20 protein-coding genes are annotated in these 24,599 nt (G+C 29.6%); 8 read left to right on the plus strand and 12 right to left on the minus strand.

Translation table 11 applies throughout. The annotated features are described in order from the left end of the window. Positions 1-27: 27 nt before the first annotated feature. The gene (gene flcA, locus QIA21_RS02215) at positions 28-2,823 is read right to left on the minus strand and encodes a periplasmic flagellar collar protein FlcA (RefSeq protein WP_301392972.1); all 2,796 of its coding nucleotides are present in this window, start codon (positions 2,821-2,823) and stop codon (positions 28-30) included. A gap of 24 nt (positions 2,824-2,847) precedes the next feature. Next, on the minus strand, positions 2,848-3,741 hold the full coding sequence (locus QIA21_RS02220) for a 1-acyl-sn-glycerol-3-phosphate acyltransferase (protein ID WP_301392973.1): 894 nt from the start codon (positions 3,739-3,741) through the stop codon (positions 2,848-2,850). A 398-nt stretch (positions 3,742-4,139) separates the two neighbouring features. Here QIA21_RS02220 and QIA21_RS02225 point away from each other — a divergent pair, with 398 nt between their 5' ends. The 7 genes from QIA21_RS02225 (at position 4,140) to QIA21_RS02255 (ending at position 13,342) form a co-directional block, all read left to right on the plus strand. Continuing rightward, positions 4,140-5,717, plus strand: coding sequence for a peptide ABC transporter substrate-binding protein (locus tag QIA21_RS02225; RefSeq protein ID WP_301392974.1), 1,578 nt, complete (start codon positions 4,140-4,142; stop codon positions 5,715-5,717). A gap of 105 nt (positions 5,718-5,822) precedes the next feature. Next, complete coding sequence (locus QIA21_RS02230; RefSeq protein ID WP_301392975.1) at positions 5,823-7,409, plus strand: peptide ABC transporter substrate-binding protein; 1,587 nt, start codon at positions 5,823-5,825, stop codon at positions 7,407-7,409. Between the two features lie 136 nt (positions 7,410-7,545). Continuing rightward, entirely contained in the window at positions 7,546-9,171 is a 1,626-nt protein-coding gene (locus QIA21_RS02235; RefSeq protein WP_301392976.1) for a peptide ABC transporter substrate-binding protein, read from the plus strand. Between the two features lie 332 nt (positions 9,172-9,503). Next, entirely contained in the window at positions 9,504-10,424 is a 921-nt protein-coding gene (locus QIA21_RS02240; protein ID WP_091972468.1) for an ABC transporter permease, read from the plus strand. Positions 10,425-10,436: 12 nt separating this feature from the next. Beyond that, positions 10,437-11,486 (plus strand): ABC transporter permease, encoded by a 1,050-nt coding sequence (locus QIA21_RS02245; RefSeq protein ID WP_301392977.1) that lies wholly within the window; start codon positions 10,437-10,439, stop codon positions 11,484-11,486. Positions 11,487-11,497: 11 nt separating this feature from the next. After that, positions 11,498-12,370, plus strand: coding sequence for an ABC transporter ATP-binding protein (locus QIA21_RS02250; RefSeq protein WP_301392978.1), 873 nt, complete (start codon positions 11,498-11,500; stop codon positions 12,368-12,370). After that, a complete protein-coding gene (locus QIA21_RS02255; protein WP_091972465.1) occupies positions 12,371-13,342 on the plus strand; it encodes an ATP-binding cassette domain-containing protein in 972 nt (323 codons plus the stop codon). Between the two features lie 13 nt (positions 13,343-13,355). Here the strand turns inward: QIA21_RS02255 and QIA21_RS02260 are convergent, their stop codons facing one another. Continuing rightward, positions 13,356-14,087, minus strand: coding sequence for an early set domain-containing protein (locus QIA21_RS02260; protein ID WP_301393367.1), 732 nt, complete (start codon positions 14,085-14,087; stop codon positions 13,356-13,358). 135 nt (positions 14,088-14,222) lie between these two features. Here QIA21_RS02260 and eno point away from each other — a divergent pair, with 135 nt between their 5' ends. Further along, positions 14,223-15,524 (plus strand): phosphopyruvate hydratase, encoded by a 1,302-nt coding sequence (eno, locus tag QIA21_RS02265; protein WP_301392979.1) that lies wholly within the window; start codon positions 14,223-14,225, stop codon positions 15,522-15,524. Positions 15,525-15,591: 67 nt separating this feature from the next. Here eno and rpsI read toward each other — a convergent pair whose 3' ends face one another. Genes rpsI through QIA21_RS02310 form a run of 9 tightly spaced genes read right to left on the minus strand, consistent with a single transcriptional unit; the run spans position 15,592 to position 24,468 of the window. Then, a complete protein-coding gene (rpsI, locus tag QIA21_RS02270) occupies positions 15,592-16,002 on the minus strand; it encodes a 30S ribosomal protein S9 (protein WP_091972461.1) in 411 nt (136 codons plus the stop codon). Continuing rightward, positions 15,999-16,463, minus strand: coding sequence for a 50S ribosomal protein L13 (rplM, locus tag QIA21_RS02275; protein WP_301392980.1), 465 nt, complete (start codon positions 16,461-16,463; stop codon positions 15,999-16,001). Before rplM ends, rpsI begins: the two co-directional genes overlap by 4 nt. A gap of 52 nt (positions 16,464-16,515) precedes the next feature. Beyond that, positions 16,516-17,325, minus strand: a complete 810-nt coding sequence (locus QIA21_RS02280) for a hypothetical protein (protein WP_301392981.1) — start codon at positions 17,323-17,325, stop codon at positions 16,516-16,518. After that, the gene (gene gatB / locus QIA21_RS02285) at positions 17,318-18,775 is read right to left on the minus strand and encodes an Asp-tRNA(Asn)/Glu-tRNA(Gln) amidotransferase subunit GatB (RefSeq protein ID WP_301392982.1); all 1,458 of its coding nucleotides are present in this window, start codon (positions 18,773-18,775) and stop codon (positions 17,318-17,320) included. The genes QIA21_RS02280 and gatB overlap by 8 nt, the downstream gene beginning before the upstream one ends. Continuing rightward, the gene (gene gatA, locus QIA21_RS02290; RefSeq protein ID WP_301392983.1) at positions 18,765-20,210 is read right to left on the minus strand and encodes an Asp-tRNA(Asn)/Glu-tRNA(Gln) amidotransferase subunit GatA; all 1,446 of its coding nucleotides are present in this window, start codon (positions 20,208-20,210) and stop codon (positions 18,765-18,767) included. Before gatA ends, gatB begins: the two co-directional genes overlap by 11 nt. A gap of 12 nt (positions 20,211-20,222) precedes the next feature. Then, positions 20,223-20,498 carry an Asp-tRNA(Asn)/Glu-tRNA(Gln) amidotransferase subunit GatC gene (gatC, locus tag QIA21_RS02295; RefSeq protein WP_301392984.1) on the minus strand — a complete coding sequence of 92 codons (276 nt, stop codon included), beginning with the start codon at positions 20,496-20,498 and terminating at the stop codon, positions 20,223-20,225. A gap of 9 nt (positions 20,499-20,507) precedes the next feature. Beyond that, a complete protein-coding gene (locus QIA21_RS02300) occupies positions 20,508-22,604 on the minus strand; it encodes an ATP-dependent helicase (protein WP_301392985.1) in 2,097 nt (698 codons plus the stop codon). Between the two features lie 2 nt (positions 22,605-22,606). Further along, a complete protein-coding gene (locus QIA21_RS02305; protein WP_301392986.1) occupies positions 22,607-23,806 on the minus strand; it encodes a BB_0345 family helix-turn-helix protein in 1,200 nt (399 codons plus the stop codon). A gap of 11 nt (positions 23,807-23,817) precedes the next feature. Beyond that, entirely contained in the window at positions 23,818-24,468 is a 651-nt protein-coding gene (locus tag QIA21_RS02310; protein ID WP_091972450.1) for a LolA family protein, read from the minus strand. Positions 24,469-24,599 lie beyond the last annotated feature (131 nt).

Genomic DNA, 24,599 nt, shown 5'->3' on the forward strand with positions numbered 1-24,599 from the left:
TTTAAAACTAATGAATAAGGCCTATAATTAAAGTTTTTCGGATAAATTTTCATAAAACAAAACATTCGATTTAGAAAAACTATTCTTAAAAATATTCCTAAGATTCAAACTAGCAAGATCTTTTTTAACGCTTTTTACCATATCATCATCTCTATTTAATATATCAAAAATCTTAGCTGATTCGCTTAAATTACTAACCCCAGAATTAAAAAGTTTAGTATCTCTTATGGATGAAAAAGAAGCCATTACTTCTACAACTCCAAGATTATTGTAAGTCTCAATTTCTTTTAACAAAAGAATTTTATGATAATCGTTTTCCTTGGGATTAAAATTCAAAACATTGGCCTTCTCTAGTTCTAAATTTTGCATAACTCTTAAATAATAGCTTCTAGAAGCTAAAAAATCACCTGTCTTATAAAGAGTTAAGGCAATAGAATTTAAAACTTCGTTACTACTTGAAAATCCTGCCATGCTCTCTACTTTAAATAAGTATTTCAATGCATCATCGTAATTATTTTCCCTGTAACTAAGTAATCCAACTTTATAGTAAACATCTGGATAATCAACACCCTCATTTATTGCCAATTTGTAAGAAGATATAGCGGACTTAAAATCATTTAAAGATCTAAGAATATCACCCTGCTTTTCATAAATTGAAGAAATTTCCTTAGACCCTTTTATAAGATTGTGTTTTTTATAAAAAGAATAATCATTCAAAGCTAAACCAATAACATTGCTAGCTCTAAGAGAATCCCTGGATTTTTCATAGATGTCTGCTAAAATTTTATAAGCCAATATTTTGTCCCCAGCATCTTCAATTGAATTTTTCTGCCTAAAACTATTCAATGCTTTAAGCAAATAAACTTCAGCTTTTTTAAAATCCCCTATGTAATACGAATATCTTCCGCTTTCAAAAAGTGCCTTATCGTAATTGGGATTTTTATTCAATATTTTTCTTAGAATGTATTCGATCTCTGAATTCATATTAACATTATTGTCAAGCTTGAAAATAGTTCTGCCATCATTTCTTTTCAAATCGGAGAATTCTTTATTCAACAAATTTGTTTGTCCATTAAGATAATTTAAGTTTATAGCAAGATTATTCGCCCTCTGATTATAAGTCACAAAAGAAATATACTTGTCTACTAGCTTTTTAGCATATTTTGTGTAAACAACTTCATCAACATCTATAATTTCATTTGATTTAATAAAATTATTAACATTGTCAGACTCAGTATCTAAATCAGCTTCAATATAAGCATTGAAAAGTTTAAATAAAATCTCTTTTTTTTGTCCATACTTTGAAAGCACAACCGTATAACTATTAATACTGTCTTTATAGTAGCTAGAATTTGTCTTAGCCCATTTAAAATAATTATCCCCTTTTAATACCAAAGCATCATAATCATAAAGATCATAAGATATAACCTCATCAAGTATTGAATTGGCCTCAGAATATTCTCCAAGACGAATTTTCATAGAAGCATATGCAATATATCCTTCCTTATTAAACTTTTTTCGCCTTCTACTTGTAGAATTTTTAGAAAAAGGCTCAATTGTAAACAATTCTTCATACTTCTCTTCAGCACTATCAAAATCCCTGATTTCTTCAAACGCTTTAGCGTAATTGACAAACCATTTATCATCGGGTCTAATATAATAAGCATCTCTAAAAAGATCTTTTGCAAGCTCTCTTTTATTTGCATATATAGAATCTATACCCTCTTTGTACTTACTCTCAGAGGCAACATAAAAAAATACTACATCTACTATAAAGTACAAAGAAACTAAGACTAAAACAACAAAAAGAGAAGCTATTTTTATCAAAGGTAGCAAAGCTCTTGAAACTCTATAGCTCAATTTCTGCTGAAGCTTACTAAATTCTTCTGCCTTAAAATAAATTAAAGGCAATTTAATAGATCGACCAACAATATCCCCTACAAATTTAGCAATAAATTTCAACCCTTTTTTATTTCTTTCGACAAGATCAATTAACGCTTCAAGTTTATACTTTGAAACATTCTCCTTAGTTAAAGCCTCAGCAATTGCAATTCTTAAATTTCTAGGGTAAGAATCCAAATGTCTTAAAAATAATGGATAATTAACCTTAAATTCAGAACGTTTAGAATTTACATTTTGATTATACTCTAAAAATTTAAAATCATCGGCAACATTTTCAAAATCATTATCATCGATACTTAAATTTAAATCACCTCCAACAAACATTTCTGATTGTTCTTCTGTCTGACTTTTATTATTTAACGCATCGTCAATATTAAGTTCATTAGATTGTAAAAAATCATCATCGCCTGAAACAAAAGAATCATTGCTAGCTTTAAAAAAATTATCATCGCCTTGATTGTTAATCAATTCTTCAGAATTTAATTCCGAAGAATTGATTAACTGATCAAAATCAAGCTTAGAAGCAATCTCTAAATCAATAGAATTATCATCAAGAACTTTGTCAATATTATTTTCAAAAGAATCATTAGAAGAAACATCAAAATCATTATTCAAGGCTGAAAGCTCTGAATCCATATCAACTCTAGAGTCAGAACTATTCAAAGGTGAATTGTCATTAAGAATGTCAGAATAAGGCAATTTATCCTCATTCTCAAGAGCATCAAGCATAAAATTTAAATCAAGCTCATCATCATTTTCCTCCAAAACAAAATCTTCACCTATCCAGGGAACAATGCTCTCTCCAGGCTCGGGAAGCTTAACATCCATACTAACGCCAAAAGATTCCTTAGACAATCTTTCATTCGAAAGATTGTCTAATATTTCTCTTTTAAACTGTTTTATCTTATCTGTATCAGGCATATTGTAATCAAGTTCCTATGTTCATCAAAAGCTATTTTTATATATTTCAAAACCTTCTGCGTGAAGAACATTAAAGCGATTTTCTAAATCTTCAGCAATTTTTAACCCCAAAACTTCCTTTGTAATCTCTGTCTGACAATCTCTTAAAGAGCTTAAAATTTTATTCTTATACTCAATAATGCTTACAACCTTATCAGCATTATATATAAGAGAATCTCTTTTAAAAATATCATGGGACATATCTCCATCTTCAGAAACTTCTAAAACATTTCCATTGACTCCAATCATTAAATAGTAGTCAAAAATTTTAAAATAATTAGCAATTTCTAAAATTATTTTTTTTGTCTCGGGCCTTCCTTTTCTATATCTAGTAGCCGTAGGGAAAACAAGTATGATATATCCATTATTTTTCTTCTCATAAATATATTTCATAGAATTAGAGTTAAAAACACGTCTTTGCCTAACATGTTCTATACCAACCCCAACAAATGCATGAGGTGGATACACTAATATTGCATTGTACCCCAAAGAAAGAGTTTTAACAAATAAATTATCTCTGAAAAGCTTAACTCCGGCTATTGGAATAATATGATCTGCAATATCATGATAACCCATTTTGTAAAGTAAAAATTGGAAACAAGGAAAATCAAAATTACTGTAATGCTCCATTAATATAATTGAAGACTTGCCAGATTTGGCCTTTTGATAAAGTTCTAAAATATTTTGCATGCCAACAATAGTAGATCTACTCTTAAGAAGTCTCTCTATCATTCTATCTGCCAATCTTCTACTATTAGAATCTGCATTACGATAAGATTTGTCCAAATAATCAACACTTTCAACAGACTTAAATTGACTTACAAAGTCGCTCTCCATGTCTTTAAAATATTTATCAAAACTTTCATTTTGTACAAACATAAAAATAGCACCTTTTAAAGCATTCCATGTTGCCACTTAATCATTAGTTAAATTATTTTTTATTACTAACAAATAATCCCACAAGATTAACAACAATAAATAACCAATACTAAACAAGCATACATTTTTGAAAACATTTAACATCAATTATACCTTATTTATTACACAAATTAAAGTAAAATTAAACTTACAATGATAGGTAAAATAGCACCAATAACTATTCAATTTATTAGACTTTTTTTATTGTAAAAATTAAAGTAAAATTTAAACACAAGACAAATCAAAATATCAGGAGGCATACATATTTAAAAGTAAAACAAAATAAATTATTCTTTATTAAAAAGATTAATAAAGAATCAACACAACAAATATGTAAAATTTTGAAAAAGGAAAATATCATGAAATACATAAAAATGACTTTGATGCTAACTTTTTTCTTTTTAATAGCTTGTATTAATAATACTAAAAAAGAAAAAATAGTTTTTAGAGTATCAAACTTAAACGAACCATCATCGCTTGATCCTCAACTCTCAACAGATCTTTACGGTACTAACATCATCATAAATTTATTCTCAGGCCTAACATTAAGAGATTCGCAAACTGGAAAATATAAACCTGGACTTGCAAAAAGTTGGGATGTTTCTGAAAATGGAACCATTTACACATTTCATCTAAGAGAAGACATAGTTTGGAGCGACGGAGTTGCCATTACTGCTGAGGAAATAAAAAAATCATACCTAAGAATTTTAAATAAGAAAACAGCTGCATTATATGCTAATTTACTAAAGTCTACAATAAAAAATGCACAAGAATATTATGATGAAACAATCGCTGAATCTGAGCTTGGCATAAAAGCTATTGACAGCAAAACCTTAGAAATAACATTAATATCTCCAAAGCCTTATTTCCCCGACATGCTAACAAACTCAGCATACATACCAGTTCCAATGCATATTGTTGAAAAATATGGAGAAAATTGGACAAATCCTGAAAATATAGTTGTTAGTGGTGCATACAAACTCAAAGAAAGGTCAATTAACGATAAAATAGTAATAGAAAAAAATGAAAGGTACTATAATGCAAAAAATGTAGAAATTGATGAAGTGATATTTTACCCAATAGAAGGTAGCGTAGCTTACAATATGTACATAAACGGTGAAATCGATTTTCTACAAGGAGCAGAAAAGAACAATTTAGAAGAAATTAAAATAAGGGATGATTATTACTCCGGATTAAAAAATGCAATGGCATACATGGCGTTTAACACAACACTAAAGCCACTGGACAATTTAAAAGTTCGACAAGCCCTTTCGCTTGCTATTGATAGAGAAACTTTGTCTAAAGTAGTTCTAAAAGGAAGTTCAGATCCAACAAGAAATTTAACTCCAAAATTTGATGATTATTCTTATGGAAAAAATTTAATATTATTTGATCCTGAGAATGCAAAAAAACTTTTAGCTGAAGCTGGATATCCGGAGGGGAAAGGGTTTCCTACGCTAAAATATAAAATCTCAACAAATGGGGGAAGCTCAATTGCAACAGAATTCTTACAAGAACAATTTAAAAAAATCCTAAACATTAACATAGAAATCGTAACTGAAGAATGGACAACATTTTTAGGAAGCAGAAGAACTGGAAATTACCAAATTTCAAGCGTAGGATGGATAGGAGACTATTTTGATCCTTTAACATTCTTAGAAAGCTTATTTACAACAGAAAATCATTTTTTCGGATCATACAGTTATTCAAACAAAGAATATGATGCTTTAATAACAAAATCTAATTTGGAATCTGATCTAATAAAAAGACAAGACATTTTAAGAGAAGCTGAAGCAATCATAGTAGAAAAAGATTTTCCTATGGCGCCCTTATATATACCCAAATCTCATTACCTTTTCAGGAATGACAAATGGACAGGATGGGTGCCAAATATTGCAGAAAGCTATTTATATGAAGATATTAAAACTAAAAAATAATAAAATAAGTAAAATAAGTAATTTTAAAATTAAGATTTAAAATTAATATCTACAGAAAAGCAATTTTAAAATTAAAGTTAGCTTTAAAAGGAGGTACAAAAAATTATGAAATTACAAAAAATATTATTTTCAATAATATTTTTTCTAACTTTTCTTTGTTGTAACAACGAGGAAAAAACAGAAGGAGTATCATTTAAAATAAGCTTGGGAGCAGAGCCAGGCAGTCTTGACCCTCAATTATCAGACGATAATATTTCATCAAAAATGATAGATACGATGTTTAAAGGGCTAGTTACAGGCGATCCTAACACGGGGGGAAACAAGCCAGGACTTGCAAAAAATTGGGACATTTCTCCTGACGGAACGGTTTATACATTTACCCTAAGAGAACAAATCACCTGGAGCGATGGGGTTGCAATCACTGCAGAAGGAATTAGAAAATCTTATCTTAGAATTTTGAATAAAGAAACCGGCTCAAAGTACGTTGAAATGGTTAAATCAGCCATTAAAAATGGTCAAAAATATTTTGACGAACAAGTGTCTGACTCTGAACTTGGAATTAGGGCAATTGATGAAAGAACATTAGAAATAACACTAGAATCGCCAAAGCCCTATTTTATTGATATGTTAGTACACCAATCATTTATTCCGATACCAATTCATGTTACCGAAAAATACGGACAAAGCTGGACAAACCCTGAAAACATGGTTACCAGTGGTCCTTTTAAATTAAAAGAAAGAGTTCCTAACGAAAAATATGTGCTCGAAAAAAATGATAAATACTACAACTCAAACGAAGTAGAAGTGCAAAACATTACATTTTATACAACAAATGACAGCTCAACAGCATATAAAATGTATGAAAATGAAGAATTAGATGCCATCTTTGGTTCTATACCACCCGATTTAATTAGAGATTTAAAATTAAGAAGCGATTATTACTCATCAGCTGTTAATGCTGTATACTTTTACTCATTCAACACGCACATTAAACCGCTTGACAATGTTAAAGTTAGGAAAGCCTTAACCCTTGCTATTGACAGAGAAACACTTGCATATAAAGTTCTTGACAACGGAACTACTCCTACAAGAAGAGCAACTCCTAACTTTAGCTCATACTCTTATTCAAAAAATTTAGAATTATTTAATCCCGAAGTTGCAAAAACCCTTCTAGCTGAAGCTGGCTATCCTAATGGCAATGGATTTCCCATTTTAAAATTAAAATATAATACAAGCGAAGCAAATAAAAAAATTTGTGAATTTATTCAAAACCAATGGAAAAAAAATTTAAATATTGATGTGGAACTTGAAAACGAAGAATGGACAACTTACTTAAACAGTAGATCAAATGGAAATTACGAAATAGCAAGAGCGGGATGGGTAGGAGATTATGCTGATCCTTCGACATTTTTAAGTATATTCACACAAGGATACACACAATTTTCATCTCACAATTACTCAAACTTAGAATACGACGAACTTATTAAGAAATCTGATCTTGAACTTGATCCGATAAAAAGACAAGACATCTTAAGGCAAGCAGAAGAAATAATTATTGAAAAAGATTTTCCAATAGCTCCAATATACATATATGGGAATAGTTATCTTTTCAGAAATGATAAGTGGACGGGCTGGAATACCAATATTTCAGAAAGATTTGATTTATCTCAACTAAAATTAAAAAATAAATAATTAATATTTAATTAAACAAAAATCGTCTATTAATTTGCTTTTTATAGACGATTTTTGTTGACTTTATTCTAAAAAAAGATAAAGATATCTTAAATTTATAAATAATTTTAAATTTTAATTTGGGGAAAAGGTTAAAATGAGCTTTAATAAGACTAAAAAAATCTCTAAAAAAATTAAGATAGCAACACTAATCATGCTTATCGTGTCTTTAATTACATGTAATAATAGCTTGGAAAAGGAAAAATTAACATTTAAAGTATACATAGGGGGAGCGCCCTCATCGCTTGACCCTCACTTAGTAGATGAGACAATCGGAGCAAGAATTTTAGAACAAGTATTCTCAGGATTTTTGACATTAGATACTAAAACAAGAAAGCTTAAGCCTGGACTTGCTAAAAATTGGGAAACCTCAAAAGATAAAAAAACATATCAATTTCACCTAAGAGACAATCTTGTTTGGAGCGATGGAGTTTCAATTACCGCTGAAGGAATAAGAAAATCTTTTTTAAGAATTTTAAATAAAACAACAGAATCCACACATGTTAGCATGCTTAAATCAATAATAAAAAATGGACAAGAATATTTCGATGGGAAAGTATCTGATTCTGAACTTGGAATTAAGGCAATTGATGAAAAAATATTAGAAATAACACTTACATCTCCAAAGCCCTATTTTCTTGAATTACTTCTACATCACGCATTCATGCCAGTACCTATTCATGTTATTGAAAAACATAAGGGAAATTGGACAAACCCTGAGAACATGGTTAGCAGTGGTCCTTTTAAATTAAAAAAAAGATTACCTAATGAAAAAATTATATTTGAAAAAAACGAAAACTATTACAATGCAAAAGAAGTAGAACTTGAAGAACTTGTCTACATTACATCTGACAATGATCTGACTGTGTACAATATGTACAAAAACAACGAAATTGATGCTATTTTTAACAGCATCCCTCCAGACATTGTAAATGAGATAAAACTACAAAATGACTATTATCAACACAAAAGTAATGCAATTTATTTATATTCGTTTAATACAAAAATAAAACCCCTTGATGATGCTAGAGTTAGAGAAGCTTTAACGTTAGCCATTGACAGAGAAACTTTAACTTACAAAGTACTCAACGATGGTACAGTTCCCACAAGAGAAATAACTCCTGATCTTGAAAATTATAATTACGGAAAAAAATTAGCTTTATTTGATCCCGAAAAATCTAAAAAACTTTTAACAAAAGCTGGATATCCTAATGGAAAAGGATTTCCAATACTAACACTAAAATATAATACAAACGAAACTCATAAAAAAGTTGCTACATTTATTCAAAACCAGTGGAAAAAAATTTTAAATATAAATATTATGCTTACCAATGAAAATTGGCCCGTTCTTACCAATAGCAGAAATATAGGTAATTTTGAAATAATAAGAATTGGCCGCATTGGAGAATATTTAGATCCACACACATACTTCACTATATTCACAAGCGAAAATTTGCAACTTGCATCATACGGATATTCAAACTTAGAATTTGACAAACTCATCATAGAATCTGATTTTGAAGAAGATCCTATAAAGCGAAAAAAATTACTCAGAAAAGCAGAAGCAATAATAATTGAAAAAGATTTTCCTGCCGCACCAATATACATATATTCTGGACACTATCTTTTCAGAAACGACAAATGGACTGGATGGAATCCTAATGTATCAGAGGTTTATTATTTTTCTGAACTAAAACCAATCAAAAATACAAAACACAATTAATATTTTTATAAAGGGCCAAACATAGCTCAATACAGATATTAAAAATAATATTTAAGTCTAACATAAAAGCAAAGCTGGCTAAATTACGCTCAAAAGAATAGTCTTGTTAAAGCAAAAACCAAATCCTTCTCTAATCAACATAACAAGATTTTCAATAAAATTTTAAAAAAAAACAAAGTTCATTTTATTGAAAATCAAATTATTAAGTATAAGGTTGTTCAACCTTGTACTTAATCAAAAATTATCAACTATAGCTTGAAAAACAATAAATACTATATGATATAATTGACTAATACATAATGTTGCCAATACCTATTTACAAAGGAGCAAAAATGTTACGGTTTACTTTAAAAAAATTAATAGGAATGATACCAACTTTACTAGCAATAATTTTTCTATGCTTTTTTGTAATGAGAATGGCCCCTGGAAGTCCATTTGATTCTGACAAACCTATTGATCCTCAAGTAAAAGCAAGATTGATGGAAAAATATCACCTTGACAGACCTTTTTACATTCAAGCTTTTTATTATATTTCAAACGTCCTCAAAGGAGATCTAGGACCTTCTTTAAAAAAGAAAGACCTTACGGTTAATCAATACATAAAATTAGGATTTCCAAAGTCACTTACACTCGGAGTAATATCCCTTATTATATCACTATCAATAGGAATACCAATAGGAATATTAGCTGCTATTTATAAAAATACTTATATAGATTACATAATAACATCAATAGCAATATTAGGAATTTCCATACCATTATTCGTAATAGGACCAATTTTACAATACTTTTTTGCAATTAAATGGGGTTTACTTTACACCTCCGGATGGATTACAGAAAGAGGGGGATTTTCAAATTTAATCCTACCTATAATAACCCTTAGCATGCCCAATATAGCTATTTTCGCAAGAATAATCAGAGGTTCGATGTTAGAAATAATACAGAGTGACTTTATTAGAACTGCACGTGCAAAAGGGCTAAGTTTTAGAAAGATAGTTATAAAACATATGCTAAGAGGAGCAATGCTACCTGTAGTAAGTTATATAGGCCCAGCATTTGCTGCTATAATTTCTGGAAGCGTAGTTATTGAAAAAATATTTAGAATTGCTGGAATGGGAATGTTTATAACAGAATCCGCACTAAACAGAGATTACCCAGTATTAATGGGTGGATTGTTGGTATATTCAATAATACTGCTTATTTCCATATTAATATCAGACATTATATATAAAATGTTAGATCCAAGAGTATAAGAGGAAATCAAAATGAATAACCTTGAAAAACAAAATGAAAAAAACAATTCTAAACCCGAAAGAAGAGCTTGGTCAAGATTTAAAGAAAATAAACTAGCATTTGGCAGTCTTTTTGTAATTGGATTTTACATCTTAGTTGCCATCCTGCAACCAATATTGCCAATATACAAATACCATGCTCAAATAGTAGAACATTCCGATTTGCCACCATCTTTCCAGGCTGCTGGAGAATTATGGTACAAGAAAGAAAAAAAATTTATTGAAAAATTAGCAAAAAAAGAAAAAAGAGAAATAAGTGAAGACGAACTAAAAAAACTCGAAGATATAAAAAGAAGAATAGAAAATGAAGTTCAAATAATAGATAAAAAGGAAGTAAAAATACATAAAAGAGTATACCTACTTGGAACAGACAATCTTGGAAGAGATTTGCTTGCAAGATTAATACAGGGCAGTCAAATCTCTCTTTCTGTGGGATTTATTGGGGCTTTCTTGTCTATGATAACAGGAACTATTCTAGGCTCAATAGCAGGATTTTTCGGGGGATTGCCTGACAAAATAATCACTAAAACAATCGAAATTCTTTATGTATTGCCCTATTTGCTTATTGTAATAATACTAATGGCCATAATGGAAAGAAGTATAATAGGACTATTTATTGCACTTGCATTTGTATCGTGGCTAACAGTAGCTCGAGTTGTACGGGGCCAAGTACAATCACTGTCAAGTTCAGAATTTATACAAGCAGCTAAAACTTTTGGTGCAACAAATCAAAGAATAATCTTAAAACACTTAATCCCCAATAGCATTGGAATGATAGTTATATTCACAACAATAAGAGTCCCAAGCTTTATTATGGCTGAAGCATTTTTATCCTTTTTGGGACTTGGAATTTCAGCTCCAATGACAAGCTGGGGAGAATTAGTACAAAATGGAATTGCTACATTTGTTGAATATCCATGGAAAGTTTTTATTCCGGCCATAGTTATGACAATATTTCTATTATTTATGAACTTTTTAGGTGACGGATTAAGGGATGCTTTTGATCCAAAAGATAGTATCTAGGGAGAAATTGAATGGAAAAAGAAAATATATTAGAAATAAAAAATTTAGCAATTGAATTTAGATTAAAACATACAACAATTCATCCCGTAAGCAATATTAACCTATCTGTAAAAAGAGGAGAAATTAGAGCCATTGTCGGAGAATCTGGAAGTGGAAAATCCGTAACAAGCATGGCTATTTTAAAATTATTACCAGAACTTACAACAGTATATAAAAGTGGAGAAATACTATTTGAAAATCAAGATCTGCTAAAACTTAGTGAAAAAGAACTTTTAAAAATCAGAGGGAATAAGATATCAATGATATTTCAAGACCCAATGACTTCATTAAACCCATTTTTAAGAATATCAACTCAGCTTGAAGAAACAATAATCCTACACCAAAGATTGGGAAAAAAAGAAGCCAAAGAAAAAGCAATAGAAATGCTAAAAACTGTTGGCGTCGTAAATGCAGAAGAAAGAATAAAACACTTCCCTCATCAATTTTCAGGAGGGATGAGACAAAGAGTCATGATTGCCATGGCGCTCAGCTGTCATCCGTCCTTACTGATAGCAGATGAACCGACAACAGCCCTTGATGTTACAATCCAAGAGCAAATATTATTATTAATCAAAAACCTATCTAAAAAATTCAATACTTCTATCATATTTATAACTCATGACCTTGCGGTTGTTGCTGAAATTTGTGACACAGTATCTGTCATGTATCAAGGAAAAATTGTAGAAGAAGGAACAGTAGAGGAAATATTTAACAACCCTAAACACCCTTACACCATTGGACTTTTAAAATCAATTCTTACTCTAGAGCACGATCCAAATAAAAAACTTTATTCAATAAAAGAAAATCCTGTTAAAATCACAAAAACTAGTATTGAGGAGTTTTAAATGAGTAGTAAAAAAGAAATAATTCTTAAAGTAGAAAACTTAATACAAACATTCACAACTGGAGAAGATTTTTTATTTTGGAAAAACAAACAAAAAGTAAATGCAGTAAACAATGTTAGCTTTGAAGTTGAAAAAAATAAAACTTTAGGACTCGTCGGAGAATCTGGGTGCGGAAAATCCACTACTCTTCGCTCAATAATGCAACTTTACACACCAACTTCTGGAAATATTTACTTTAACGAAAAAAACATAACTAAACTTTCAAAAAAAGAACTCTTAAGAACAAAAAAAGATATGCAAATGGTATTCCAAGATCCCCATACTTCACTTGATCCGAGAATGACAATAAAAGAAATAATAGCAGAACCACTAGAAATATATAATGAAAACAAAATTCTTCCAAAAACAAAACAAGAAATAGAGCAAAGGGTAAACGAACTAACAGATATTGTCGGGTTACATAAAAGCATGTTAGCTAGATATCCTCATGAATTTTCGGGGGGTCAAAGACAAAGAATAGGAATTGCTAGAGCACTAGCTTTAAATCCTAAACTTTTACTTTTAGATGAAGCCGTTTCTGCACTTGATGTATCAATCAGAGCTCAAATTTTAAATCTGCTAAAAACACTGCAAAAAGAATTCAATTTGTCTTATTTGTTCATTTCTCACGATCTTGCTGTAGTAAAATATATGAGTGATAAAATCGCTGTAATGTACCTTGGAGTTATACTAGAACTTGCACCCAGAGAAACACTATTTTCAAACCCAATTCATCCATATACTAAAATGTTAATAGCATCAATTCCCGAAATCAACCCTGAAAAAAGAAAAAATAAAAATATAAAGCTAGACGAACAAACTCTGGCAAACATTAGAAAAATTCACTTATCAACCCAAGTACACCCAAAACTTGAAGAAGTAGAAAAAGATCACTTTGTATCTCAATACCTTTTTGATGAGATGAATAAATAAACAATTTAAAAGCTCATTTATGGTCAAAATAGGAGACTTCAAAATCTATTTTATTATCAATCCCCTCAACAAAGTATAAATTAATTCTATTAACATTATTTTTATCTATTACTTTGTTACCAGAATCAATAAAATAATAATAAATTCTATCCTTGGGTAAATTTTTAAGCTTAATAGTATAAATTCCTTTATTGTCTTCTTTTTCAACAAGCCTATTTAAAAAAGGATTAAAATTGTTAAAACTACCAGCTATTGTAACTATTTGTCCAGGACGACCTATGTAAAAAATTTCAATCTCATTATTTTCATACGATTGTATTGGATTTCTCAAAGAAATATAGCTAGATTTCTCTTTAGCAACCTCAATTTTAGAAAACGGAATTAAATCCTCATTATAAACCACATTTTTATTATACTCGTCATTAGTCCAAACACCGTCTACAATAAGTCTATATTTTATATCACTTGTACCATGAGGAATATTAACTTTAACAAAAAAAACTCCATACTCATTTTTTTTGAATAAATATTTCTTGGAATACTGATCAAAATCAAAAGCAGCAAAAATTTTTCTAATTTCTCTACTAGGAGGATAAAACAATAATACCCGCTTGGAATCAACCATAGGTTCAAGATTGTCTTTTCTTGTTGAAACTTCTAAAAAATCATTTAAACTTAAATCAAAATCATACATTATATAATCATTCGAAAAAAGATTGTTAACACATAAAGTTGCAAAAATCAATAAACATAAAAGCCTTTCTCTCATAAATTATATACAAAACTCACAATAATTCTTTTGATAAAATACTACACATTTAGACTTTTTAACATTATACTAAAAACATACATTAAAGTAAATAATACAAGGAGTACAAAAATGGGTTTTCACATTTATGAAATCAAAGCCAGACAAATTATTGATTCTAGGGGGAATCCAACAGTTGAAGCTGATGTCATTTTAGAAGATGGGACTTACGGAAGATCTGCTGTACCATCAGGTGCATCAACAGGAATTAACGAAGCTGTTGAGCTTAGAGATGGTGATAAATCTGTATATATGGGAAAAGGGGTTTTAAAAGCAATTGAAAATATAAAAAACATAATTGCCCCAGAACTTGAAGGCATGAGCGCCTTAAATCAGGTTGCAATTGACAGAAAAATGCTTGAACTTGATGGAACCCCTACAAAAGAAAAGCTAGGTGCTAATGCAATCTTAGCAGTTTCAATGGCTACAGCCAAAGCTGCTGCAAAGTATCTTGGACTAAAGGTTTATCAATATCTTGGAGCGTACAAAGCTAACATTTTACCTACACCTATGTGTAACATAATTAATGGTGGTGCACATTCTGACAACTCTGTTGACTTTCAGGAGTTCATGATAATGCCAGTAGGAGCAAAAACTTTCAGTGAAGCAATAAGAATGTCAGTAGAAGTTTTTCATACACTAAAAGGTATTCTAAATGGCAAAGGGTATGCAACCTCTGTTGGAGATGAAGGGGGATTTGCTCCAAATTTAAAATCAAATGAAGAAGCCTGCGAGATGATTATAGAAGCAATAAAGGAAGCGGGATATGAGCCTGGAAAAGACATAGCAATAGCTCTTGATCCAGCAACATCTGAGCTTTATGATCCAAAAACAAAAAAATATATACTTAAATGGTCAACAAAAGAAAAGCTTACTTCAGAACAAATGGTTGAATATTGGTCAAAATGGGTAGAAAAATATCCAATTATTTCAATTGAAGATGGCATGGCCGAAGAAGATTGGGATGGATGGAAAAAACTTACAGATAAAATTGGAAACAAAATACAACTTGTTGGAGATGATTTATTTGTAACAAACACCTCATTTCTTAAAAAAGGAATTGAAATGGGAGTTGCTAATTCAATTCTTATCAAAGTCAATCAAATTGGAACACTAACAGAAACATTTGAAGCTGTGGAAATGGCTAAAAAAGCGGGTTACACAGCAATAGTTTCCCACAGATCGGGAGAAACAGAAGATACAACAATAGCTGATCTTGTTGTAGCTCTTGGAACAGGACAAATAAAAACCGGTTCACTCTCAAGAACAGACAGAATAGCAAAATACAATCAACTCATAAGAATAGAAGAAGAATTGGAAACGACTGCCGAATACCACGGTAAAAACGTCTTTTATTCTATTAAGCAAAAATAAAAAAAATCCCTTTTAAAGGGATTTTTTTTTGCTTAAATAAAAATGTAAAATTATAAAAAAAATAAAATTATCTTTTGGAAAATTGAAAACTTTTTCGTGCTTTTTTCTTTCCAAATTTTTTACGTTCAACTTTCCTTGAATCTCTTGTTAAAAATCCATTAGATCTCAAAATCATCTTATTAGATTCATCAAGTTCAAAAAGAGCCCTTGAAATACCGTGCCTTATTGCCCCCGATTGACCTGAAATCCCTCCCCCATAAACATTAATATAAAGATCATATTTTCCAAGCGTATTTGTCAAAACTAAAGGCGATAGTGCTATTGTTCTTAAATTTTCAAGTTGAATGTAAGAGTCAAGGTCTCTATTATTTACTTTTATATTGCCACTACCCTCTCTAATGTAAACTCTAGCAACAGAAGATTTTCTCCTACCAGTTCCCATTGATAAATTAACATTGCTAAAATTTGATTTTTTCATTTTACCTCTCTTGAATTAGATTCCAGTTTTACAGGATTTTGAGCTTTAAGAGTATGCTCTGAACCAGAAAATACTTTTAAATTTCTAAAAAGATCGCGCCCTAAAGGCCCTTTTGGCAACATACCCTTAATAGCAATCTCAAGAGGTGCGCAAGGTTTTCTCTCTGACAATGTTCTAAAAGTGTCAGAATAAAGACCTCCCGGATATCTCGAGTGTCTATAATAAAGCTTTTGTTGATATTTCTTTCCCGTCAGTCTAACCTTAGAAGCATTAATAATAATAACATTGTCACCTAAATCTTGATGGGGAGTATAATAAGCCTTATGCTTGCCTCTTAAAATCCTAACAACATCCACAGCAACTTTACCTAAAATTCTATCTGCGGCATCAATTACATACCATTTTTTCTCAACAGTCTTTGGCTTGATCCAAATCGTAACATTATTAGTTATTCTATTCATAATAGCACATTACCCTTACATATAATTTTATGCATAAATCTTATTCATTGTATTATTTGCAAGGATCACTGTCAAGCCCATCAATAAACTTATTCTTAAGAGCAAAACAAATTTTTTTAAAATTATCCAGATCCCCTTTAGAAAACTTCAAAGGAGCAATAGATGGAGTATTAAAATTTGGACTAATTAAATACCCATATTTGAGAAATTCATTAAAAATTTCAGCATGATAAGAAGCATTATAAAGGGGAAACATATATCTATCAGTCACTCTAAATAAGGGAGTAGCAAAAGAATTAAAATCAACATTAAGATTTTTCCTATAAAATAAAAGTTTGCTTAATGTATGTCTAGCCAAAGATAAAGTTACAGCATCAAAATTATCTTTAAATTCTATTTTTCTGGAAAGATTATCTAGAACAACAATACTAACGGACATATAATCGGGCAAAGGAATATTAAAAATCATAGGATATTTGATGTTTCTAAATCCTATTTTAAACTCATATATTCCTTCTTCTTTTTCCCAAGGCATAAAAACTTTATCTTTACCAGTTAAAGATAATAAAAATTCTTTTGCATCTTCTTCTAGTTTGAAAATATAAACAGATCCAGCCTCTTTAAAAAAAGTAAATACTAAGTTGGTAAACTGATTTTTAAAAACAGAAGGATAAGGGGATATCAAACCCCTTGACATAGTTTGCTTAAAAAGGCGATTTAACCCTTGAATCCTATAGCCTAAAAAATTTTTTCCACCATTTAAATATAAATCCAAATATCTCTTGCCATGAATATCGTAAAGATAAAAAAATCTTGCCCTTTTAATCACCGGCAAACTGTCTATTAAGGACAAATCATACATTTGACAAACTTTGTAAAAGAATTTCATTTGCAAGTATGGGATTAATCTTTCCTGAAGATTTTTTCATTACTTGCCCCATCATAAATTTGATAGCATGATCTTTACCCTTTTTGTAAAGTTCAATTGATTTAGGATTTTCATTTAAAACTTCAAGCACAATCTGATTAATAACAAGCTTGTCGCTTATTTGCTCTAATTGATCTTCACTTATAATAACAGAAGCACTAACTTCTCTGGTCATCATCTCTGAAAACACCTTTTTTGCCATTTTACCACTTATTTTACCAGCAATAACAAACTCAACAAGCTCTGTAATGTAGCTTGGAATCAAATTAAATTCAAGAACACTAATTCCTTTTTCATTAAGAACATTTAAAACTTCAGATAATATCCAATTGGCCACTTTCTTAGGATCACTTGCATTAATAACAGCCTCTTCAAAATATCTAAGCAAGTGTTTATCTGATGTTAAAGTAATAACATCAAAATCGCTTAGTCCATATTGATCTTTAAGCCTAACTCTTGCATCAAATGGAAGTTCAATTAACTTTAAATTTTTAATATTATCAATATAAAAATCATCAATCTCTATTAAAGGCAAGTCGGGTTCTTGGAAATAGCGATAATCAGATACTGTCTCCTTATCCCTTTGAATTACTGTCATTCCACTCTTATCATCAAATCCTCTAGTGTGCTTGCCACAACTATCAAGGGTTTTTCTAAATTGAACCCACTCCTCTTGCTGCCTTAATTCTTCATATTCAATGGCAGCTTTAATAGATTTAAAAGAGTTTAAATTTTTTATTTCAGCTATGGGAGTTTTATACTCAACGTTATTCTCTTTGACAATTAAATTGACATTTACATCACATCTAAAAGAACCATTCTCCATATTGCATTCCGACAAATCAAGATACCTAAAAATTTCTCTTAAAGAACTTAAAAAAGCAACTGCTTCATCCCCACTGCTAATATCTGGGGCAGAAACAATCTCAAGCAAAGGAGCACCTGAACGATTAAAATCAATATAGCTCTGATTTTCACTATCAGACAAATGTAGACTCTTACCCGAATCTTCTTCCATATGAATTCTAATAATGTTAATCTTTTTGACCCCTGAAGAGGTTTCGATCAATAAACTTCCGCCCTCACAAATCGGCTTATCATTTTGCGAGATTTGATATCCTTTTGGCAAATCTGGATAATAATAATGTTTTCTATCAAATTTAACAACATGTCTAATCTTTGAATTTGTGGCATGCCCTGCCAAAATTGCACTGTTAATAAGCTCTGCATTCACACTTGGCAATGAACCAGGCAACCCAAGACAAATTGGACAAACACGGGAGTTGGGAACTCCTCCAAAATCATTCTTACACCCACAAAAAGCCTTTGTTCTTAAACCCAGCTGAATGTGAATTTCTAATCCAATAACTAATTTATATTCCATTCAATCCTAATTCCCTAATCACATTTTTCGAAAAACTTAAAAGTTCAAAATCCTTCTTGCTGCGCCCGATAATTTGCATTCCAATCGATAGTCCTTCTTTATCCTTAAAATATGGAAGCGAAATAGCAGGAGCTCCAATAAGATTTGCAATCACCGTACAAATATCTGAACAATACATTTTAACAGGATCATCAAAATCCAAACCAACTTTAAAAGGTTTAACAAAGCTTGTTGGAGTAATAATAAAATCGAAATTTTCAAAAAGCTTGTTAAATTTAGGAATAATTAAATTTTGAAGAATTTCACAAGCTTTTGAATAATATTTGGCATCATAACCTTCTGACAATAAATAATTTCCAAGAACAATACGTCTTTTAACTTCTTCTGACAAGAAATCACTCCTATGCTTAAAATAAAAATCATTAAGACTCAAATTTTCTGATATTCTCTTACCATAACAAAGTCCGGTATAACGAGCAAGATTAGAGGATGCTTCAACAGGAGAAATTGTATAATAAATTGATAAGATAAAATTAATCTCTTCTATTGAAACTTCTTTTATATTAATACCTTTTGACAAAAGATCAAATTTAAATTTGGCAAAACCACTTGCAACATCTTTGTCCATTAGATCTTCACTGAGTTCTTTAATCACAGCTAAATTTTTACCTTGCAACGACTCAATTTTTAAAGGATAAAAATCATCAAGAATGTCTACACTGGTAGAATCCATTTTATCAGCTCCACAAGTATGCTTTAAAATCAAAGCAATATCTTCAATAGAATGAGAAAAAAATCCTATTTGATCAAAAGACGAAGCATAAGATGCAAGCCCATATCGAGAAAGGCCTCCATAAGAAGGTTTGAAGCCCAAAATTCCTGAAAAAGATGCAGGAAGCCTAACAGAGCCTCCAGTATCACTACCAAGCGAAAAAGGTGCTTGAAAAGATGCAACTACAGCTGCAGATCCCCCGGAACTGCCACCTATAACATATTTTCTATTTATTGGATTTAAAGTTGGACCATAATAAGAAAATTCACAGGTAGAACCCATAGCAAATTCATCCATATTGGTTCTACCAATTAGAATTGCTCCTTTATCCTTAAGCCTCTTGATCACGGTTGCATCATAAGGAGAAATATAGCCTTTTAAAATTTCAGAAGCACAAGTTAAAGATTTATCTTGAATTGAAATATTATCTTTAACAGCAATAAGCATTCCAATTAAAGGCAAATCTTCTAATTCAAAATTTTTTAAACAATCGTCATACTTTTTTGCAATCTCTAAAGAATCATCAAAAAATTCAATATATCCATTAATATCCTTATTTAATTCATAATTATTTCTATAAGCAAGTAAAATGTCATAAATTTTACATTTTTTGGTTAATACTAATTCTTGAATTTTGGTTAAAGTTAAATTGCTTAAGTCCAAGTCCTTATCCTTTTATTCTAATATTTTAGGAGATGCAAAATATCCATCTAAAAACGAATTACTAAGCTTTTTAATCGATTCAATAGAAAGAGAAAATCTTACTTTATCTTCACGCAATGCAGAAATCTTTTTCTTATTAGCATCAAAACTAACTTGAACATCAAAACTTGAGATTTCGTTAACCAATCTAATAACCTTCTCAAATTTTGAAATAAATTTATCTTCACTTTCTCTGCTAAGTATCACTAAGCTTAATTTTAAACTATTTTCTAAATGTATATCTTTCAAAATAAACCTCTAAGCTTTAATAATTTTTTTAATATACTCAGAACTCAAAATAGCTTTCTTACCATTTCTCAAACTAATCTTAACAAACTGAGAACTGCCTTGATGCCAACTATCGACAATCATTCCCCTTTCTCCATTATAAATTATATAGTCCCCAATATTAAATCTAATATCCCTTTTATTATCAATAAAAAAATTATTAAAATTTTCTTTCAAATACTCAGGAATAAAGATAATATCATAAGAATTTTTGTCAATGTCTTGGAAAAAAACAGAAAGCGCAGTACTTCTAAAAGAACCTCTAAAAGCTCGCTTCAAATTTAAGGTAATAATAAGCTCTGATTTAGCCCTTGTAATTGCAACATAAAAAAGTCTTCTCTCCTCCTCAAGTCTATCTTCTGTTAATTCTTCAATTTCAGCTGGCAAAAGACCTTTCTCAAGTCCGGAAATCACAACTCTATCAAATTCAAGTCCTTTAACACCGTGAATCGAAGACAAAAGTATACTGGACTTAAAATCTCCAGAAATCAAAGGGGAAAGTGAAGAATTTTCTAAAAATATAGCAAGGCCTTCAAATGTACCTGAATATTCAATTCCGCTATTAATAAGTTCATCAATATTTCTTAATTTTTCGTCCTTATCAAATTTTTTATAATAATCTAAAAGACCAAATTTAATTACAACATCCTCAATAAAAGCAGATAAATTAATATAATTATTTTCAAAAAGTTTTTTACCCATCTCATCATAAGCATTTAAAAACACCAAAAGAGACTCTTTGGCTCTATTTTTAAGCAAATTCAAAGCCTTTTTACTTGCACAAAACAAATTAAAATTAACATCACCATCATTTAAAGCACTAATTATTTTATCTAGAGTAATTTTTCCAATTCCTCTAGAAGGCTTGTTTATCATTCTAAAAAAAGCTATTTTATCTTTCTTGTTTATAAAAAGTCTAAGCAAACAAATAATATCTTTTATTTCCTCTCTCTCATAAAATTTAATTGCTCCTAAAATCTTGTATGGAATATTTTTCCTTAAAAAGGATGTCTCAAAAGGAAAAGATTGAGAATTAAATCTATAAAGTATTGCTGTTTCAATATCATTAGTAACAAACAAATTAGAAAAATATTCAGCTTCATCTGATGTGCTTTGAAAAACTAAAAACTTCATTCTCTTATCAGAAGTATTTTGAGTCGTTATTTTCTTCTCATACCTATTTTTATTTTTTGAGATAACCCCATTTGCAATACCCACTATATTTGAATTCGAACGATAGTTTTGAACTAAATAAAATTTAACAACATTGCTGAAAGTTTTTTCAAATTCAAGAATATTTTCAATTCTAGCTCCTCTGAAAGAATATATTGACTGATCTTCATCTCCTACAACCATAAAATACATACCATCCAAATAAAGTTCTTTCAAAAATAAAAATTGTGAATAATTTGTATCTTGATACTCATCTACAAAAATAACTTTAAATTTAGATTGAACAGATTCTTTTAGAGATTTAGAATGCCTCAACATTAAAATAGGCTTAATAATAAGATCTGAGAAATCAAAAGCATTATTCTTAGCTTTCTCTTCCTCATAAATTTTCATATACTCATATTTCTTTTCTGTAAATTCAATAAATTTTTCCAAGAAAAAATTTTCTTTGTCTTTTAAAATCAAAGTTGCAATATGCCTTGCCATTTCAAGATTTGAAGCAAGATCAATTTGTTTGACAAACCTAACAACATCATTAGTATCCCAAATTGTAAAATTTGAATCATAATTTTTATCAAAATCCTTATAGTAAACTCTCAAAAGCCACGCCCCAAAAGAATGAAAAGTCTGAATATGAAGTTTCTTGTCAAATTTTAAAAGATCATTTATTCTGTCATTCATTTCATTTGCAGCCTTATTGGTAAAAGTTAAAGCCAGAATTTCATCAGGATTTATATTCATATGTTTGATTAAATACACAATTTTTGCAATTATAACCCTTGTTTTACCACTTCCAGGCCCTGCTAAAACAAGAATTGGATTTTTACTTTCACTAAGAACAATTTTCTTTTGAAAAACATTTAAACTAGAAAAAAAATTTTTTATCTTATCCATTGCTAATAAACTTCAGAAACCTTAAGATCAAATCCTGAAGGTGTCTTTACCCAGAAGAATTGGACAGCAAAAATTTCTTTTCCCTGCTCTTTTAAAAAAGGAGTAATATCTCTGTCATTAAGAACAATATTAACATCAGAAAGTCTTGAAAAAAACAGTATTAAAGATTTTTCAAAAGCTAAATTAACAGGAATACCTTTGGATGCTAAAAAAGATTTACCATGAAGATTGCTTTCATCGGCATATCTAAAAAATGTATCATTTAAAAAATCGATTTTTAAATCAACATTTGAAAGTTTCTGAGAAGAATATAAGGTAAGATAATCGCTACTTAATAATTTTTCACTTCCCTTAACATCAAACTGCCAATTTAAAATATCAAATCTATTGTCAATATTAGTTTCAGATACATATTTAACGTTTAAATCAAAAGATTCTAAACTTACATGAGCTATTTTAGACTTATCATAATAATAATTCTCATAAATAATTTTGACTCTCATATTATCATCAAGATTTATCTCTTTAAACTCTCCTAAATTAAAAATATTTTCACTTTTTTTAGACTCATTAACAATAATCAAGTCATCACTAACAAACGATGCTCTATATTTTGCAATATTATCACCATGCATTAAAGATAAAAAATCTCCCTCTTTAAGAGAAACATTCCAAAAATTTTTTTTATCAAAAATCACTTCATGAGTATTTGAAATTATCTTCTCATCTTGACTAAGCTTAAAAAATTTTTTAAAAAAAAATTCAAATTCTCTAAAAGCAAAAATCACAAACAATAGCAAAATAACACCAACAATTCCTAAAAGGATTTTAGACATATTTAAAGACTCTAAATTAAAAAAAAATAATTTTTTGTTCAAAGCTTTATTATCGCTTAAAAAGCCTGAATTTGAAATTTTATCTTCAGATCTAATTCCAATATAACTATTATTAAGTCTATTTTTATAATCCTTAAAAAGAGTTGACATCAATCTAGAATCAATATCTAAATATTCGCTATAAGTTCTTAAAAATCCAACAGCCAAAACTTCATTTGGAAAAATTTCAATATTAGAATCTTCAAGAGCTTTAAGATACTTAATAGAAATTCTAATATCATCAGCCACCATTTCAAGGGTCAAATTTTTACTATTTCTAATTTTTCTCAAATAACTCCCAAATTTAATAAAATCATTTTCTTCCATAGATTTAAACCTTAATTTTTTTTAATATCATATAAAAAATTATCTACCTTATTTGAAGATTTTGGAGGATCATACTTAAATTTGCTATCAAGAATTCCAACATTAAACTTCACAGTAGTCAAATCAATAACTATTTCACGCCCACCACTAGTAGGATAAGCAGTAATTCTTCTGATTATTCCATCCGGGGTAAAAGCAATAATAAAAGAATTAATAGTAGCGGCCCCCTTGTAAAGCTTTCTAGAAAAGGTTAATTTAATATATTTTCCAGAATCAGATGAATCGAGAGCTTCTAGATTTGGAGAATTAGTATAAGACACGCTATACTCACTATTTAAAACTTTCATAAGACCTCCCCCACTGCTACCTTTTACTAATTGCTGATTAAACGAAGTCCCAAGGGATGGAACATAAACAGTCAAAAATTCACCATCACTTACAAAAACTTGATTATTTGAATCTAAACTAATAATAAACTTATCTGGAAACTTATAAAGCAAAACACCTGTTTGCTTTAATCCTTTTAAAGTAAAATTAATTGTTGCTTGCATATCCTCTATATTTTGATATTTAGCATAAATTCCTTCAAAATATTGATTTGCAGATACTTGAGCAAACACAGCAACAGGATATAAAACCAACAGAAGAATTGTTTTTATCATTTTATGAACTCTTATTATTAAGCTTAAGCTATTGACAAAAAACCACATTTACTATTTACTGCCAATAAACTTTACTTCCATAATACTACATATCACTAAAATAAACTATTATTGATAGTAATAGTTTAATA

Source organism: Borreliella japonica (assembly GCF_030438115.2).
Classification (GTDB): Bacteria; Spirochaetota; Spirochaetia; order Borreliales; family Borreliaceae; genus Borreliella; species Borreliella japonica.

Coding starts and splice junctions, on each gene's coding strand:
- flcA (WP_301392972.1), bottom strand. CDS start 2,823: ATGCCTGATACAGATAAGATAAAACAGTTTAAAAGAGAAATATTAGAC.
- QIA21_RS02220 (WP_301392973.1), bottom strand. CDS start 3,741: ATGTTTGTACAAAATGAAAGTTTTGATAAATATTTTAAAGACATGGAG.
- QIA21_RS02225 (WP_301392974.1), top strand. CDS start 4,140: ATGAAATACATAAAAATGACTTTGATGCTAACTTTTTTCTTTTTAATA.
- QIA21_RS02230 (WP_301392975.1), top strand. CDS start 5,823: ATGAAATTACAAAAAATATTATTTTCAATAATATTTTTTCTAACTTTT.
- QIA21_RS02235 (WP_301392976.1), top strand. CDS start 7,546: ATGAGCTTTAATAAGACTAAAAAAATCTCTAAAAAAATTAAGATAGCA.
- QIA21_RS02240 (WP_091972468.1), top strand. CDS start 9,504: ATGTTACGGTTTACTTTAAAAAAATTAATAGGAATGATACCAACTTTA.
- QIA21_RS02245 (WP_301392977.1), top strand. CDS start 10,437: ATGAATAACCTTGAAAAACAAAATGAAAAAAACAATTCTAAACCCGAA.
- QIA21_RS02250 (WP_301392978.1), top strand. CDS start 11,498: ATGGAAAAAGAAAATATATTAGAAATAAAAAATTTAGCAATTGAATTT.
- QIA21_RS02255 (WP_091972465.1), top strand. CDS start 12,371: ATGAGTAGTAAAAAAGAAATAATTCTTAAAGTAGAAAACTTAATACAA.
- eno (WP_301392979.1), top strand. CDS start 14,223: ATGGGTTTTCACATTTATGAAATCAAAGCCAGACAAATTATTGATTCT.
- rpsI (WP_091972461.1), bottom strand. CDS start 16,002: ATGAAAAAATCAAATTTTAGCAATGTTAATTTATCAATGGGAACTGGT.
- rplM (WP_301392980.1), bottom strand. CDS start 16,463: ATGAATAGAATAACTAATAATGTTACGATTTGGATCAAGCCAAAGACT.
- QIA21_RS02280 (WP_301392981.1), bottom strand. CDS start 17,325: ATGTATGATTTGTCCTTAATAGACAGTTTGCCGGTGATTAAAAGGGCA.
- gatB (WP_301392982.1), bottom strand. CDS start 18,775: ATGGAATATAAATTAGTTATTGGATTAGAAATTCACATTCAGCTGGGT.
- QIA21_RS02300 (WP_301392985.1), bottom strand. CDS start 22,604: ATGGATAAGATAAAAAATTTTTTTTCTAGTTTAAATGTTTTTCAAAAG.
- QIA21_RS02305 (WP_301392986.1), bottom strand. CDS start 23,806: ATGGAAGAAAATGATTTTATTAAATTTGGGAGTTATTTGAGAAAAATT.
- QIA21_RS02310 (WP_091972450.1), bottom strand. CDS start 24,468: ATGATAAAAACAATTCTTCTGTTGGTTTTATATCCTGTTGCTGTGTTT.